At 72.9% G+C, this 15,380-nt stretch carries 19 protein-coding genes; 1 reads left to right on the top strand and 18 read right to left on the bottom strand.

What is annotated here, in order from left to right; translation table 11 throughout:
• Position 1: 1 nt before the first annotated feature.
• The 17 genes from CUD01_RS10720 to rpmE form a co-directional block, all read right to left on the bottom strand.
• Complete coding sequence (locus CUD01_RS10720) at positions 2-409, bottom strand: hypothetical protein (RefSeq protein WP_094179440.1); 408 nt, start codon at positions 407-409, stop codon at positions 2-4.
• Positions 410-444: 35 nt separating this feature from the next.
• Positions 445-1,140 carry an endonuclease NucS gene (nucS, locus tag CUD01_RS10725; protein ID WP_141320978.1) on the bottom strand — a complete coding sequence of 232 codons (696 nt, stop codon included), beginning with the start codon at positions 1,138-1,140 and terminating at the stop codon, positions 445-447.
• Between the two features lie 25 nt (positions 1,141-1,165).
• Positions 1,166-1,585, bottom strand: a complete 420-nt coding sequence (locus CUD01_RS10730) for a DUF2550 family protein (RefSeq protein ID WP_094179438.1) — start codon at positions 1,583-1,585, stop codon at positions 1,166-1,168.
• 10 nt (positions 1,586-1,595) lie between these two features.
• The gene (locus tag CUD01_RS10735) at positions 1,596-1,874 is read right to left on the bottom strand and encodes a F0F1 ATP synthase subunit epsilon (protein WP_094179437.1); all 279 of its coding nucleotides are present in this window, start codon (positions 1,872-1,874) and stop codon (positions 1,596-1,598) included.
• Positions 1,874-3,361 (bottom strand): F0F1 ATP synthase subunit beta, encoded by a 1,488-nt coding sequence (atpD, locus tag CUD01_RS10740; RefSeq protein WP_141320980.1) that lies wholly within the window; start codon positions 3,359-3,361, stop codon positions 1,874-1,876. The genes CUD01_RS10735 and atpD overlap by 1 nt, the downstream gene beginning before the upstream one ends.
• 62 nt (positions 3,362-3,423) lie before the next feature.
• Positions 3,424-4,323: a F0F1 ATP synthase subunit gamma gene (locus CUD01_RS10745; RefSeq protein ID WP_094179435.1), complete on the bottom strand. Its 900-nt coding sequence runs from the start codon at positions 4,321-4,323 to the stop codon at positions 3,424-3,426.
• Between the two features lie 2 nt (positions 4,324-4,325).
• Positions 4,326-5,954, bottom strand: coding sequence for a F0F1 ATP synthase subunit alpha (atpA, locus tag CUD01_RS10750; protein WP_141320982.1), 1,629 nt, complete (start codon positions 5,952-5,954; stop codon positions 4,326-4,328).
• Positions 5,955-6,009: 55 nt separating this feature from the next.
• Positions 6,010-6,822, bottom strand: a complete 813-nt coding sequence (locus tag CUD01_RS10755; RefSeq protein ID WP_141320984.1) for a F0F1 ATP synthase subunit delta — start codon at positions 6,820-6,822, stop codon at positions 6,010-6,012.
• Positions 6,822-7,406 carry a F0F1 ATP synthase subunit B gene (locus CUD01_RS10760; RefSeq protein ID WP_141320986.1) on the bottom strand — a complete coding sequence of 195 codons (585 nt, stop codon included), beginning with the start codon at positions 7,404-7,406 and terminating at the stop codon, positions 6,822-6,824. Before CUD01_RS10760 ends, CUD01_RS10755 begins: the two co-directional genes overlap by 1 nt.
• Positions 7,403-7,648 carry an ATP synthase F0 subunit C gene (atpE, locus tag CUD01_RS10765; protein ID WP_280525821.1) on the bottom strand — a complete coding sequence of 82 codons (246 nt, stop codon included), beginning with the start codon at positions 7,646-7,648 and terminating at the stop codon, positions 7,403-7,405. The genes CUD01_RS10760 and atpE overlap by 4 nt, the downstream gene beginning before the upstream one ends.
• A gap of 95 nt (positions 7,649-7,743) precedes the next feature.
• Positions 7,744-8,538 (bottom strand): F0F1 ATP synthase subunit A, encoded by a 795-nt coding sequence (atpB, locus tag CUD01_RS10770; RefSeq protein ID WP_141320988.1) that lies wholly within the window; start codon positions 8,536-8,538, stop codon positions 7,744-7,746.
• Between the two features lie 155 nt (positions 8,539-8,693).
• Positions 8,694-9,209: a Cg1360 family ATP-synthase-associated protein gene (locus CUD01_RS10775; RefSeq protein ID WP_141320990.1), complete on the bottom strand. Its 516-nt coding sequence runs from the start codon at positions 9,207-9,209 to the stop codon at positions 8,694-8,696.
• On the bottom strand, positions 9,206-10,318 hold the full coding sequence (locus CUD01_RS10780; protein ID WP_141320992.1) for an MraY family glycosyltransferase: 1,113 nt from the start codon (positions 10,316-10,318) through the stop codon (positions 9,206-9,208). The genes CUD01_RS10775 and CUD01_RS10780 overlap by 4 nt, the downstream gene beginning before the upstream one ends.
• A complete protein-coding gene (locus CUD01_RS10785) occupies positions 10,315-11,082 on the bottom strand; it encodes an L-threonylcarbamoyladenylate synthase (protein ID WP_141320994.1) in 768 nt (255 codons plus the stop codon). The genes CUD01_RS10780 and CUD01_RS10785 overlap by 4 nt, the downstream gene beginning before the upstream one ends.
• Positions 11,079-12,017: a peptide chain release factor N(5)-glutamine methyltransferase gene (prmC, locus tag CUD01_RS10790; protein WP_280525822.1), complete on the bottom strand. Its 939-nt coding sequence runs from the start codon at positions 12,015-12,017 to the stop codon at positions 11,079-11,081. Before prmC ends, CUD01_RS10785 begins: the two co-directional genes overlap by 4 nt.
• Entirely contained in the window at positions 12,014-13,099 is a 1,086-nt protein-coding gene (gene prfA / locus CUD01_RS10795; RefSeq protein WP_141320996.1) for a peptide chain release factor 1, read from the bottom strand. The genes prmC and prfA overlap by 4 nt, the downstream gene beginning before the upstream one ends.
• A 127-nt stretch (positions 13,100-13,226) precedes the next feature.
• Entirely contained in the window at positions 13,227-13,439 is a 213-nt protein-coding gene (rpmE, locus tag CUD01_RS10800; protein WP_048342972.1) for a 50S ribosomal protein L31, read from the bottom strand.
• A gap of 210 nt (positions 13,440-13,649) precedes the next feature.
• Here rpmE and CUD01_RS10805 point away from each other — a divergent pair, with 210 nt between their 5' ends.
• Entirely contained in the window at positions 13,650-14,816 is a 1,167-nt protein-coding gene (locus CUD01_RS10805) for a glycosyltransferase family 4 protein (protein WP_141320998.1), read from the top strand.
• 38 nt (positions 14,817-14,854) lie between these two features.
• Here CUD01_RS10805 and CUD01_RS10810 read toward each other — a convergent pair whose 3' ends face one another.
• On the bottom strand, positions 14,855-15,223 hold the full coding sequence (locus CUD01_RS10810) for a TfoX/Sxy family protein (RefSeq protein ID WP_141321000.1): 369 nt from the start codon (positions 15,221-15,223) through the stop codon (positions 14,855-14,857).
• Positions 15,224-15,380: the final 157 nt, after the last annotated feature.

The following is a 15,380-nucleotide window of genomic DNA, read 5'->3' on the forward strand; positions in this document are numbered from 1 at the left end:
GTCATTGTCCCCCACGCCCCCGCGACCACGCGGCCCACACGCACGCCCCCGCCGCGGACGCCGCACCGACGGACGCGAGGACGACCCCCCACCAGGACGCCACACCCGCCTGCAGCACGACCAGACCGGCCAGGAGCGCGACGCCCGCGCCGAGCGCCCCGTACACCGCGGCGCGGTGCGCGGGTCCGGCGTCGACCAGCCGGTGCTCGACCAGCATCGCCCCCGTCCCCCCGACGACGAGCACGGGGACGGCCCCGAGCACCACCGCGTACGAGACCAGCCCGACCCCCAGCCCGCCCGCGCCCGTCACGAGCGCGAGCACCACGCCGAGCACCCAGCACAGCACGAGCGCGCGCCAGACGACGCCCGCCGCGCGACGGACGTCCAGGTCGGGAGCGGTGCCGGTCATGCCGTCATCATCGCGGACCGACGGCGGTCGCGGGGTCAGAAGAGCCGGGAGTCCACGTCGTCGACGCCGCGCATCGCGTCGTAGTCGAGCGTCAGGCACGCGATGCCGCGGTCGGTGGCGAGCACGCGCGCCTGCGGCTTGATCTCCTGCGCCGCGAACACGCCCCGCACGGGCGCGAGCAGCGGGTCGCGGTTGAGCAGCTCGAGGTAACGCGTGAGCTGCTCGACCCCGTCGATGTCGCCGCGGCGCTTGATCTCGATCGCGACCGACCCGCCCGCGGGGTCCTTCGCGAGGATGTCCACCGGGCCGATCGCCGTGGGGTACTCGCGGCGCACCAGCACGTGCCCGTCGCCGAGCAGGCCGATCTGGGCGGCCAGGAGCTCCTGGAGGTGCGCCTCCACGCCGTCCTTGACGAGGCCCGGGTCCACCCCGAGCTCGTGCGCGCTGTCGTGCAGCACGTCGAACAGCTCGATCTCGAGCCGGTCGTCGGACTTCTGGTGCTGCACGGTCCAGACCTGCGTGACCCCCGCGGCGCGCGACTCGTCGTCCGGCTCGCCCACGGCCAGCGAGCACGGCGGGCTCATCCAGTTCAGCGGCTTGTAGGAGCCGCCGTCGGAGTGCAGCAGCACGCTGCCGTCCGCCTTGACGACGAGCAGACGCGTCGCGCGAGGCAGGTGGGCCGACAGCCGGCCCGTGTAGCGGGCGGCGCAGGACGCGACGACGAGACGCACGCGAGGATCCTCCCGGACGAGGGGGTCAGATGACCGAGCCGACGCGCGACGGCGTCGCCTCGATCCAGGAGGTGAGGCCCGCGTACGCGTCCGCGGACAGCAGCAGCTCGAACTCGACCGGCCGCCCGGCGGACCGGGACCGGCACGTCACGACGAGGTCGCCGGGCGCACCGGGCACGTCGGCCTGGCGCTTGGCGACGACCGCGAGGGACTCGCGCTCCCACCGCCGCGCGGGCCGCGGGGCCAACGACCACGAGCGCCACCAGTACAGGGACGCCGCGCCGTACTGCGCCACGCCACCCGGCCAGCGGGTGCCGTGGCGCAGCGCGCAGCGGAAGGACCCCACGCGACGGTCGAGCGTGTGCCGTCGCGAGAGCCACAGGGCAGCCGTCACGAGCGCGAGCAGCACCACCGTCACGACTGCGACGACGACGCCCCCGTGCACGCGGCCGGCCTCAGTGGGACGAGGACGTCGAGTCGCTCAGCGCGTCGACGACGATCGTGACCGTGTCCGAGTCGACGGACAGGAAGCCCCCGTCGACGTGCCACGAGAGCACACCCTCGCCCTCGGTGCGCACCCGCACCTCACCCGCGCGGAGCACCGAGAGGATCGGCGTGTGCCCCGCGAGGATGCCGATCTCCCCGTCGGCCGCGGGGGCCGAGACCTGGCGGGCCCGGCCCGACCAGACCTTGCCCACCGCGTCGACCAGGTCGACCTCGAGCGTGGCCGCCATCAGACCCCGTACTCCTTCTGGATGCGGGCCCAGTTCTTCTCCAGGTCCTCGAGACCACCGATGTTGAAGAACGCCTGCTCGGCGATGTGGTCGAACTCGCCCGCGGCGATCTTCTTGAACGCCTCGACCGTCTCGGACACCGGCACGGTCGAGCCCACGACACCCGTGAACTTCTCGGCCATGTAGGTGTTCTGCGACAGGAACTGCTGGATGCGACGCGCCCGCGCGACGACGGTCTTGTCCTCCTCCGACAGCTCGTCGACACCGAGGATCGCGATGATGTCCTGGAGCTCCTTGTTGCGCTGCAGGATCGACTTGACCTGCGTCGCGACGTCGTAGTGCTCCTGGCCCACGTAACGCGGGTCGAGGATGCGGCTCGTCGACGACAGCGGGTCGACCGCGGGGTACAGACCGCGCGAGGCGATCTCACGGCTGAGCTCGGTGGTCGCGTCGAGGTGCGCGAACGTCGTGGCCGGGGCCGGGTCGGTGTAGTCGTCCGCCGGCACGTAGATGGCCTGCAGCGACGTGATCGAGTGACCGCGGGTCGAGGTGATGCGCTCCTGCAGGAGGCCCATCTCGTCGGCCAGGTTCGGCTGGTAGCCCACCGCGGACGGCATGCGGCCGAGCAGCGTCGACACCTCGGAACCGGCCTGCGTGAACCGGAAGATGTTGTCGATGAACAGCAGTACGTCCTGGTTCTGCACGTCGCGGAAGTACTCCGCCATCGTCAGCGCCGAGAGGGCCACGCGCAGACGCGTGCCCGGCGGCTCGTCCATCTGGCCGAAGACGAGGGCCGTCTTGTCGAAGACGCCCGCCTCCTCCATCTCGACGATGAGGTCGTTGCCCTCACGCGTGCGCTCACCGACGCCCGCGAACACCGACACACCACCGTGGTCCTGCGCGACGCGCTGGATCATCTCCTGGATGAGGACCGTCTTGCCGACGCCCGCACCACCGAACAGGCCGATCTTCCCGCCCTGCACGTACGGCGTGAGCAGGTCGATGACCTTGATGCCGGTCTCGAACATCTGCGTCTTCGACTCGAGCTGGTCGAAGGCCGGGGGCTTGCGGTGGATGGGCCAGCGCTCGGTGATCTCGAGCGTCTCGCCCTCGGCCAGGTTCAGCACGTCACCCGTGACGTTGAAGACCTTGCCCTTGGTCACGTCGCCGACGGGCACCGAGATCGGGGCACCGGTGTCGGTCACCTGGGCGCCACGGACGAGGCCGTCCGTCGGCTTCAGCGCGATGGCGCGCACGAGCGAGTCGCCGAGGTGCTGCGCGACCTCGAGCGTCATGCGCAGCGTGCCCTCGCCCTCGCCCTCACCCTGGCCGGACAGGTCGATGTCGACCGTCAGGGCGTTGTAGATCTCGGGGATCTGGTCCGCCGGGAACTCGATGTCCACGACGGGGCCGATGACGCGGGCGACGCGACCGACGCCGGGCGTGCCGGCGGCGGCGGCCGTCTCGTCGACGGTGGTGGCGGTCATGTCTGGCCTGCTTTCTCGTCCCGGGGTGGTCGACCCCGGCGTGGTCTTCGGTCGGTCGTGGCTCAGGAGGCCGAGGCGAGCGCGTCGGCGCCCGAGACGATCTCGCTGATCTCCTGCGTGATCTCGCCCTGACGGGCCTGGTTGGCCAGTCGGGTGTACGTGCGGATGAGGTCCTCCGCGTTGTCGGTCGCGGTGTGCATGGCCCGCTGACGCGCGGCGAGCTCGGACGCCGCGGCCTGCAGCAGGCTCGCGAAGATCCGGGCGCGGAAGTAGCGCGGCAGCAGCGCGTCGAGCACCGTCTCCGGGTCCGGCTCGAAGTCGTACAGCGGGAGCGGACCGCCGTCGCCGGCGGGCGCGACACCCTCCACGACCTCGAGCGGCAGGAGCCGGATGACCCGGGGCCGCTGCGTGACCATGTTGACGAACTGCGTGTACACGACGTGCACCTCGGCCACGCCGCCCTCGTCGGCCGGGGCGCCGAACCGCTCCAGGAGCGTGTCGGCGATCTCCCGTGCCGTCTCGAGCTGCGGGGCGTCGGACTGGCCGACCCACCGCCCCGCCAGCTCACGCTGGCGGAACGTGTAGTAGCTCACCGCGCGGCGACCCGAGACGTACAGGTCGACCTCGCGGCCCTCGTCGCGCAGCTGCTCGATGAGCCGCTCCGTCTCGCGGATGACGGTCGCCGAGTAGGCGCCCGCCATGCCGCGGTCCGACGCGACGAGCAGCACGGCCACGCGGTTGGTGTCGGTCCGCCTCGCGAGGAACGGGTGCGTCACGTCCGAGTGGGTGGCCACGGCCGAGACGGCACGCGTGATCGCCCGCGAGTACGGCGACGCCAGGGCCACCCGGTCGCGGGCCTTGCCGATGCGGGACGCAGCGATGAGCTCCTGCGCCCGGAACATCTTCTTGAGCGACTGGGTGGACTTGATGCGCTGCTTGTAGACGCGCTGCGAACCGGCCATGCTCAGGCCTTCTTCTGCCGGACGATCTGCTCCTGCTCGACCTCGACCTCGGCGTCCTCCTCGGCACCGCCGACGAGCGGCGTCCCGTCGAACTTGAGGAAGCCCCCGCGGAACTGCTCGACCGCGGACGCGAGCTGCTGCTCGGTCTCGTCGCCGAGCTTGCCCGTCGAGGCGATCGTCGTGAGCACGTCCGTGTTACGGCGCAGGTGGTCGAGCAGCTCGGACTCGAACCGCTTGACGTCCTCGATCGGCACGTCGTCCAGGTGGCCCTTGGTGCCGGCCCAGATCGACGCGACCTGGTCCTCGACCGGGTACGGCGTGTACTGCGGCTGCTTGAGCAGCTCGGTCAGGCGCGAGCCACGGGCCAGCTGGGCGCGCGACGTCGCGTCGAGGTCCGACGCGAACATCGCGAACGCCTCGAGCGAGCGGAACTGCGCGAGGTCCAGCTTGAGCGTGCCGGAGACCTGCTTCATCGCCTTGACCTGGGCCGCACCACCGACGCGCGACACCGAGATGCCGACGTCGACCGCGGGACGCTGGTCCGCGTTGAACAGGTCCGACTGGAGGAAGATCTGGCCGTCGGTGATCGAGATGACGTTCGTCGGGATGTACGCCGAGACGTCGTTCGCCTTGGTCTCGATGACCGGCAGACCCGTCATCGAGCCCGCGCCCAGCTCGTCCGAGAGCTTGGCGCAACGCTCGAGCAGCCGGGAGTGCAGGTAGAAGACGTCACCGGGGTACGCCTCGCGGCCCGGCGGGCGACGCAGGAGGAGCGACACGGCGCGGTACGCCTCGGCCTGCTTCGACAGGTCGTCGAACACGATGAGGACGTGCTTGCCGCCGTACATCCAGTGCTGGCCGATGGCCGAGCCGGTGTAGGGCGCGAGGTACTTGAAGCCCGCCGGGTCGGACGCGGGCGCCGCGACGATGGTCGTGTACTCGAGCGCACCGGCCTCTTCGAGCGCGCCGCGCACCGCGGCGATCGTCGAGCCCTTCTGGCCGATCGCGACGTAGATGCAGCGGACCTGCTGGGTCGGGTCGCCCGAGTCCCAGTTGGCCTTCTGGTTGATGATCGTGTCGATCGCGATCGCCGTCTTGCCGGTCTGGCGGTCGCCGATGATCAGCTGGCGCTGACCGCGGCCGATCGGGATCATCGAGTCGATCGCCTTGATGCCGGTCTGCAGCGGCTCGTGCACGGACTTGCGCGCCATCACGCCCGGCGCCTGCAGCTCGAGCGCACGGCGCGCCTCGACCTCGATCTCGCCCAGGCCGTCGATCGGCTGGCCGAGCGGGTCCACCACGCGGCCGAGGTAGCCGTCACCGACGGGGACCGAGAGGACCTCGCCCGTGCGGCGGACCTCCTGGCCCTCCTCGATGCCGGAGAACTCACCCAGCACGACGACGCCGATCTCGCGCACGTCGAGGTTGAGCGCGAGGCCGAGCGTGCCGTCCTCGAAGCGCAGCAGCTCGTTCGCCATCGCGCCGGGCAGGCCCTCGACCTGCGCGATGCCGTCGCCCGCCAGGGAAACCCGGCCGACCTCTTCCGCGACGGCGCCCGAGGGCTCGTAGCTCTTCACGAAGCTGTCCAGCGCGGCGCGGATCTCCTCCGGCCGGATCGTCAGCTCAGCCATTGCTCTCTCCTGTCATGGGCCTGCCGGTGCAGGCTCAGCGTTCTGGGGTGCCGGATCAGCCGGCGAGTCGTCGTCGGGCGTCGGCGAGGCGGGACAGCACGGTCGAGTCGACCACCTGCGCGCCCACCTGGATGCGCAGACCACCGAGCACGTGCGGGTCCACGATGACGTTGAGCTGCACGTCGCGGCCGTACGCCTGGTGCAGGATCTGCGCCAGGCGGTCACGCTGCGGGGCGCTGAGCTCGGTCGCGCTGGTGACCGTCGCGACCTCGCGGCTGCGGCGCTCGGCGATGAGGTCGGCGATGCGGCCGAGCGTCGCCACGTAGCGGCGGCCCCGGGGTGCGAACGCGGCGCGACGCGCGATGATCGCGGTCACCTCGCTCGCGCGGCCCGCGAGGATGCGGTCCACGAGGTCGGCACGTGCCGCGCCCGGGAACGCCGCGTCGAACAGCGTCCGGCGCACCTCGCGCTGACCGGCGAGCGCGCGCGTCAGCCGGAACAGCTCGTCCTCGACCCCCGCGAGCGTGCCGTCGTTCTCGGCACGTGCGAGGACCGCGGAGAACCCGAGCCGCTCGAGCGCGTCGCCCAGGTCGGCGTCCGCCGACCAGCGCTGACGCACCGCGTCCTGCGCCACCGCGACGACGCGCGGGTCCGCGGACGACAGCAGCCGCGCGACGAGCTCGGCCTTGGCCTCGCCGTCGATCGACGGGTCACCGAGCACGCGACGCAACGAGCCCGAGGAGTCGAGCGCGTCGACGAGCGCGAACAGCTGCTCGCCCAGGTCCGACGCCTGTGCCCCGGCGGCGGCGAGAACCGGCTCGAACCGCTCCTCGACCGCCGCCAGCGACGCGCGAGAGGTCCCGCGCATCAGGCCCCCTTGCCGCTCGTCGCCGTGGTCGCCTCGAGCTCGTCGAGGAACCGGTCGACGACGCGCGAGCGCCGCACCTCGTCCTCGAGCGACTCGCCGACGATCTTGGAGGCGAGCTCGGTCGCGAGCGCACCGACGTCCGTGCGCAGCTGCACCGCGGCCTGCTGACGCTCGGCCTCGATCTGGCGCTGCGCGGTCTCGGCGATGCGCGCGGCCTCGTCCTGGGCGCGGGTGCGCAGCTCGGCGACGATCTGGCCGCCCTCGGCGCGTGCGTCCTCACGGATGCGCGCGGCCTCGGCGCGGGCCTCGGCCAGCTGCTGGTGGTACTCGTCGAGCGCCGCAGCGGCCTCGGCCTGCGCCTGCTCCGCCTTGGCCAGGCCACCCTCGATCTTCGCGGTCCGCTCGTCCAGCACCTTCTGCAGGGCGGGGAGCGCGAACTTGAAGAACGGGATCGCGATGAGCAGCAGGACCACGGCCGACCAGAAGATGTCGTAGGCCTCGGGCAGGAGGAGCTGGATGCCCTTGATCTCCTCCGAGCTCTCCGCGGCCGTCACGACAGCCGCGGTGATCGCGGCCGCGCTCACGGGAAGAGGAACCCGGTGATGAGGCCGAGCAGGCCCAGGACCTCGACGAAGCCGATACCGATGAACATCGTCGTGCGCAGCTGGCCGGCGACCTCGGGCTGACGCGCGATGCCCTCGATCGTCTTGCCGATCAGGATGCCCAGGCCGATGCCGGGGCCGATGACCGCGAGGCCGTAGCCGACGGTCGCGAGGTTGCCCGAGACAGCGTTCTCGGCCGCGAGGATGGTCTCCGCAAGAACCACGATTGCTCGTTCCTTCCGTTGGGTACCCGACCGGTCGGCCGGCTACTCGTGCATGGCGGGGACCGTGACGGCGCCCCGAGGGGGTGGGATGAGGGTCAGTGCTCTTCCTCGACCGACAGGCTGATGTAGACCGCGGTGAGGACGACGAAGATGTAGGCCTGCAGCGCCCCGACGAACATCTCGAAGAGCGTCATCGCGAAGCCGGCCGCGAACGTCAACGCGCCGAACGTCTTCATGACGCCGGTGGCGTCGAACAGGAAGTACTGCGTGGCCGAGAAGCAGAGCACCAGCATGAGGTGCCCGGCGACCATGTTCGCCATGAGTCGGATCGCCAGGGTGGCGGGCCGCAGGATGAACACGGTCAGGAACTCGATCGGCGTGAGCAGCACGTACATGAACCACGGCACGCCCGGGGGGAACAGGCTCGCCTTGAGGAAGCCGCCGAGGCCCTGCGCCCGCACACCCGCCGAGAGGTACCGCACGTAGGCCCAGGCCGCGAGCAGCAGCGGCAGGCCGATCAGCGCGGTCCCGGCCATGTTCAGGCCGGGCACGACGCTCGTGAGGTTGAACGCGAGGATCGCGAAGAACATCGTGGTCAGCAGCGCGGTGTGCTCACGCGCGCGCTCCTTGCCGAGGATCTGCTCGGCGACCTGCACCCGGACGAAGTCCATGCCCATCTCGACGACGTTCTGGAACCGGCCGGGGACGAGCCGGGCGCGACGCGCCGCGAGCACGAACACGAGCACGATCGCGACGGCCGCGATCAGCCGGACCAGCTGGATCCGGTTGAACTCGAAGATCGTCCCCTCCCACAGCACCGGCGGCGGGAAGAAGTCCGCGATCGACGGCGCGTGGAAGCCGCTGCCTCCCTCGTCGGACGCGAGTGGCATGAGGGTCGCGAGGCTGGACAGGGTGCGCTCCTGGAAGGTCGTTGGCGCCGGTGCCGGGCATCGTCGCGGGCACGCGATCGGCGTCGGCCGTCGGGGTCGGTGGGAAGCCTAACCCATCGGCGACGGTGGAAGGGCCGAGGTCCGGGACCGTCGTCCTACGAATCCGGCGTCGTCGTACCGGACGATGCCGGGTCGACGTACGGGATGCGCGCGCGGGACACCGCGCGGTAGTCCAGGTAGGCCGAGCCGAGCACGCCGGCGAGCAGGACGACCGCGAGCACGCCGCGCGAGTAGAAGTCCTGGTCCCGCAGGACCGCGAGCACGACGATGACGACGAGCACCTTCGCGAGCCATGTGCCCATCACCACGGCGGCCATGGTCTGCGCGCTCGAGTGCGCGGTGCGCAGCATCGCGACGATGGTCGTGCCGGAGAACACGAGCGCGAGCCCCACGCCGATCAGCGCGCCCCAGACGCCCGGCGCACCCGCGACGAGCCACCCGACCCCGACGCCGACCACGAGCAGGGCGCCCAGCAGCCAGAGCACCGTGCGCAGCGACGTGCGGAACACCTCCTCGGCGGAGCTGTCGTGGTGCGCGGGCCCGCTGGGCGCGGGTTCGACCCCCGGCGCGCCGGGGACGTCGTCGTGGTCGGGGCTCGTCGGCTCGCTCATGCGGTTCCTACCGGTGTGGTGCGGTGCGACCGGCCGCGCAGCGGCCCGATGGTCAGCAGGACGGCGACGACGACGGCGGCGAGGAAGATCCACAGCACGGTCGTCGTCGAGAACAGGACGAGCGCGCCCACGCCGTAGGCGAAGACGGCCGTCCACAGGTACATGATCGCCACCGCGCGACGGTGGCTGTGCCCGAGGGCGAGCAACCGGTGGTGCAGGTGCAGGCGGTCGGGGTGGAACGGGGACTTGCCCTGGATGGTGCGTCTGATGATCGCCAGCCCCATGTCGAGCAGGGGCAGCAGCAGGACCGCGATGGGCAGCAGGATCGGCAGGAACGCGGGGAACGACTGCCGGCGGGACACCTGCTCGGGGTCGATCTGGCCGGTCACGATGATCGCCGCGGCGGCGAGCACGAACCCGAGCAGCATCGAGCCGGAGTCCCCCATGAAGATGCGCGCGGGGTACAGGTTGTGCGGCAGGAACCCGACGCACGCCCCCACGAGCGCCGCGAGGACGAGCGCGGACAGGCTCGCGTAGTCGCCCGACGTCGCGCGCGTGAGCAGGTAGCAGTACAGGAAGAACGCGCCGCCGCCGATGGCCAGCACGCCCGCGGCGAGGCCGTCGAGCCCGTCGACGAAGTTCACGGCGTTCATCGCGACCACGACGATCACGATGGTGAGGAACGTCCACATGCGCCCCGAGCTCACGGTGACCCCGCCGATCGGCAGCTGGTAGAGCTGCACGCCCTGCCAGGCGAGGAAGCCCGCGGCGAGCACCTGACCCATGAGCTTGGTGAGCCAGTCGAGGTCCCAGATGTCGTCCGCGACCCCGAGCGCGACGACGAGCCCCGCTCCCCCGACGATCCCGACGAGCGCGCGCGGGTTGTCGTACACCCCTTCGAGGAACGGCAGGCGGCTGGCCACGACGATCGTCACGACCACGCCGAGGAACATCGCCAGCCCGCCGAGCCGCGGCGTCGGCACCGCGTGCACGTCGCGGTCGCGCACCGCGGTGATCGCGCCCCAGCGCAGCGCGCACCAGCGGGCGAGCGGCGTCATGAGGTAGGCGACCGCGGCGGCCACCAGGCCGACGAGCAGGTAGACCCTCACCCGGCGGCACCGTCCCCCGTGGCGGGCCGGTCGGCGCCCTCCGGGTCACCAGGAGCCTCGTCGGGAACGCCCTCGTCCGGACCGCCCTCGTCGGGCACGACCTCGTCGGGCAGGAGCCCGTCCGTGCCGCGCACGGGCGCGACCTCGTTGAGCGCGGCGAGCGAGATCGCCCCCTGCCGCACGACGCGCAGCCCGGGGGTGGTCGCGTCGACGATCGTCGACGCCACCTGCCCCGGCGACGTGCCCGCGTCGAGGTACACGCGCACCCGGTCGCCGAGCATGCGGTACGCGTCGGCGGCGCTCAGCGCGGCGTCCTGGCCGGTGCGGTTGGCGCTGGACACGGCCAGCGGGCCGGTGCGGCGCAGCAGCGCACGCGCGGCCGGGTGGTCGGGCACGCGCAGCGCGACGGTGCCGTGCGTCTCGCCCAGGTCCCACGCGAGCGACGGCTGCGCACGCACGATGATCGTCAGCCCGCCGGGCCAGAACGCCTCCGCGAGCAGCCGCGCGTGCGCGGGGACGTCGGTCGCGAGCCCGTCGAGCGTGCGCACGTCACCGATGAGGACGGGCGGCGGCATCTGCCGGCCGCGCCCCTTGGCGTCGAGCAGCGCCTGCACCGCGGGCGGCGAGAACGCGTCCGCGCCGATGCCGTAGACGGTGTCGGTCGGCAGGACGACGAGCCCGCCGTTCGCGACGACGTCCACCGCCTCGTCGATCGCCGGTCCCCACGTCGCGGGGTCGTGAGCAGACAGGGTGCGCGCGGTCACGGGTGCGATCCTTCCACGTGCGACGGTGCCTTCCGACGTGCGACGAGCATCCGGGGCCGTCCGGTGAGGTCCGGCAGCGTGCCGACGTCGACGAACGCGCCGGTCCGGTCCGCCGCGGCGCGCGCCTCGGCGTCCTGCACCTCGGCGTGCTCCATCACGAGCAGGCCGCCCGGGACCAGGAGCCGCGCGGCGGCGGCGAGCACGGCGCGCGGCACGTCGAGGCCGTCGGCACCACCGCCGTAGAGCGCCAGGTCCGGGTCGTGGTCGCGGACCTCGGGCTCGCGCGGGACCGCGTCGGGCGGGACGTAGGGCGGGTTGGAGACGAGCACGTCGACCTTCCCGACGAGGTCCGCCAGCAGGTCGGGGTCGCGCACGTCGCCCTGCTCGACGCGCAGCGTGCGGGTGCCCACCGCGCCGCTGTTGGCGCGCGTGAGCCCGACGGCCTGAGGCGACAGGTCGACCGCGACCACGTGCGCGCCGGGCACCTCGGTGTCGACCGACAGCGCGATCGCGCCGGTCCCGCAGCACAGGTCGACCACGACGGGCGTCGCACCCGCGGCGACGAGGCGCGCGGCCTCGTCGATCGCGACCTGCGCGACGACCTCGGTCTCGGGCCGGGGCACGAACACGCCCGGCTCGACACGCAGCGTGAGGTACCGGAACACGGTGTGCCCGACGATGTGCTGCAGCGGCTCGCGCCGGCGTCGCCGCTCGACGAGCTCCGCGAGCTCCTCGACGAACCCGGCGGGCGCCGGGTCGGGTGCGAGCGCGAGCTCGAGACGCGGCAGCCCGAGCGCGTACGCCGCGAGCGCGACCGCGTCGACGCGCGGCGACGGCACGCCGGCCTCGTCGAGCACGCGCACGGCGGCCTCCACGAGCGTGCGCACGCCGGGCGCGCGGTCCGCGCCCGCGGAGCCGGGGGCCGGGGTGCTCACGCGCCCGCCTCGGCGAGCCGCGCGGCCTCGTCGGCCTCGATCGCGGACGCGATGACGGGCCCGAGGTCGCCCGCGAGGACCGCGTCGAGGTTGTACGCCTTGTAGCCCGTGCGGTGGTCCGCGATCCGGTTCTCCGGGAAGTTGTACGTGCGGATGCGCTCGGAGCGGTCGACCGTGCGCACCTGGCTGCGCCGCGCCTCGCTCGCCGCGGCCGCGGCCTCCTCCTGGCGTGCCGCGAGCAGCCGCGCGCGCAGCACGCGCATCGCCTGCTCGCGGTTCTGCAGCTGGGACTTCTCGTTCTGCATCGACACGACGCTGCCCGTGGGCACGTGCGTGATGCGCACGGCCGAGTCGGTCGTGTTGACCGACTGCCCGCCGGGGCCGGACGAGCGGTAGACGTCGATCCGCAGGTCGTTCGGGTCGATCTCGACCTCGCCCTCGTCGTCCGCCTCCGGGAAGACGAGCACGCCCGCGGCCGACGTGTGGATGCGCCCGGCCGACTCCGTGACGGGCACGCGCTGCACGCGGTGCACGCCGCCCTCGTACTTCAGGTGCGCCCACACGCCGTCCTCGGGCGCGACGCTCCCGCGCGACTTGACCGCGACCTGGACGTCCTTGAAGCCGCCGAGGTCCGAGGGCGTGGACTCGAGCACCTGCGTCGTCCAGCCCTGCTGCTCGGCGTACCGCAGGTACATGCGCAGCAGGTCGCCCGCGAACAGCGCCGACTCCTCGCCGCCCTCGCCGGCCTTGATCTCGAGGATCACGTCGCGCGCGTCGTCGGGGTCCCGCGGGATCAGGACCTCGCGCAGGCGCGCGGCGGCCTCGTCGGCGGCGGCCCGCAGCGCGGGGAGCTCGGCGGCGAACGTCGCGTCCTCGTCCGCGAGCTCGGCGGCGGCCGCCGCGTCGTCGGATGCCGACCGCCACGCCCGGTAGGCCTGCGCGACCCGGCCGAGCTCGGCGTACCGGCGGCCGAGGGTGCGGGCGCGCCCCGCGTCGGCGTGCACCGCGGGGTCCGAGAGCTGTGCCTCGATCTGCGCGTGCTCGGCGAGCAGCGCCTGCGCGGCGGCGAACTGCTCGCTCACGGGACTCCCTCAGGTGCGGGTGCGACGGGGCACGCGACGCACCCCGGGGACGACGCAGCGCCGGTGCCCTCGCGGACACTGCCATGGAGGGCAGTCGTCCGCGCCGGGCACCGGCGCTGCGGAGGTGCTAGTTGGCCTTCTTGCCGTAGCGGGCCTCGAAGCGGGCCACGCGGCCGCCGGTGTCGAGGATCTTCTGCTTGCCCGTGTAGAACGGGTGGCAGGCGCTGCAGACGTCGGCGTGGATCTTGCCGCTCGTCACGGTGCTGCGGGTGACGAACGTGCTGCCGCAGGTGCACGTGACCTCGGTGACCACGTACTCCGGGTGGATGTCAGACTTCACGGGGATCTCCTTGGTGGGGTGTCTCCGGGTCCCGACGCGGATGTGCGCGGGTGAACCGCAGACCAGCGGACCATTGTGCCAGAACCCCCGCGCGCCCCGAAATCTTCCCCGGGCGTCGATGCGTCCTGCCCACGTCCACGACCACGTCCACGCCCGGGTCCACGCCCGGGTCCACGCCGCCGCCGGCGTGCCGGTCCCTAGGATGCGTGGGTGCCGTCTGCTGCTGGTCCCCGTGACGACGACCGTCGCCTCGTCGTCGGCCTCGTGATCGACGACGACCTCGACCGCCCCGACGGCGTGCAGCAGTACGTGCTCACCCTCGGCGCCGAGCTGACGCGCCGCGGCCACGACGTGCACTACGTGGCGTCCACGACGCGCCGCACGGACCTGCCGCTGCACGTCGTCGGGCGCAACGTGGGCGTCACGTTCAACGGCAACCGGCTCAACACGCCGCTGCCGGCGTCCCGCGCGCAGGTGCGCGACCTGCTGGCGCGCGTGCCGTTCGACGTGCTGCACGTGCAGATGCCGTACTCCCCCGTGCTCGCGGGCCGCGTCGTGTCGGCCGCGGCACCCGGCACCGCGGTCGTCGGGACGTTCCACATCTACCCGCACTCGTGGTGGGTGAGCGCGGGCACGCGCGCGCTCGGCCTGCTCGAGCGGCGGCGCCTGCGCCGGTTCCGGCACGTCTTCGCGACGTCGCAGGCGGCGGCGCAGTTCGCGCAGCGCACGTTCCGCGTGCCGACGCACGTGCTGGGCAACCCCGTCGACGTCACGCGGTTCCCCCCGGCCACCGGTCCCGTGCCCGCGGACCGCCCGGTCCGCATCGTGTTCCTCGGGCGGCTGGTGCCGCGCAAGGGTCCGCGCGAGCTGCTGGACGCGGTGGTCGCGATGGCGCGCGCCGGCACCCGCAACCCGTGGACCCTGACGATCGCCGGGCGCGGGCCCCTGCACGACGAGCTCGCGGCGACGGTCGCGCGCGAAGGGCTGACCGGCGTCGACCTGCCCGGGTTCGTCGCCGAGGAGGACAAGGCCGCCCTGCTCGCCGACGCGGACGTCGTCGCGCTGCCGTCGACGGGTGGCGAGAGCTTCGGCATCTCCGTCGTCGAGGCGCTCGCCGCCGCGCGTGGCGTGGTCCTCGCGGGCGACAACCCTGGCTACCGCACGACGATGGCCGGCCTCGAGCGCCAGCTGCTCGACCCGGCCGACACCGCGACGTTCGCGCGCGTGCTCGGCCGGTGGGTCGACGACCCGCAGGGGCGCGCCGCGATCGCCCGGCGCCAGCGCGCCGCCGCGGCACGGTTCGACACGCCCCGCATCGCCGACGAGGTCGAGCGGGCCTACCGCTCGGCGCTCGCCGCCGCGCGCGCCGAGCACTGACGGCGCCCGGCACACACGCTGACCAGCGCTCCCGCGCGTCAGCGCGCGGGCACTGACGCGGCCGTGCGCGCGCCGATCGCGACCCACCGGCGCAGCACCGCGTCGTCGGCCAGCACGGCCGTGTCGACCACGACCCACCCCCGCATGTCCGAGCCCCGCATCTGCATGGGCCGCACCCCGGCGCTCGCCAGGAGCTCACCGCGGTCCTCGATCGGGACGCGCACCATCAACCCGCCCGAGCGCGTGCTCACGACGACGGCCATCCGCCCGTCGAGCAGGAACGCGAGCCCGCCGAACATCCGCTTCTCGCCGACGGCGGAGCCGCCCGACCCCGCCCCGGCGCCGCGCGCCGCGAGATGGTCCGCGAGAGCCGCGCGCACGCGTGCCCCCAGAGCCTCGTCGACCATGGGTCCCCCCTCGTCCCGTCGCGTCCGGGACCCATGGTGCCCCGGCGTGCGCCGGGGCGGAAGGCGCTGCACTGTGGAGTGAGCACTGTGGAGTGAGCACTGTGGAGTGAGCACTGTGGAGTGAGCACTGTGGAGTGAGCACCGTGGAGTGAGCACC

It is taken from the genome of Cellulomonas uda (assembly GCF_006538705.1).
Lineage (GTDB): Bacteria > Actinomycetota > Actinomycetes > Actinomycetales > Cellulomonadaceae > Cellulomonas > Cellulomonas uda.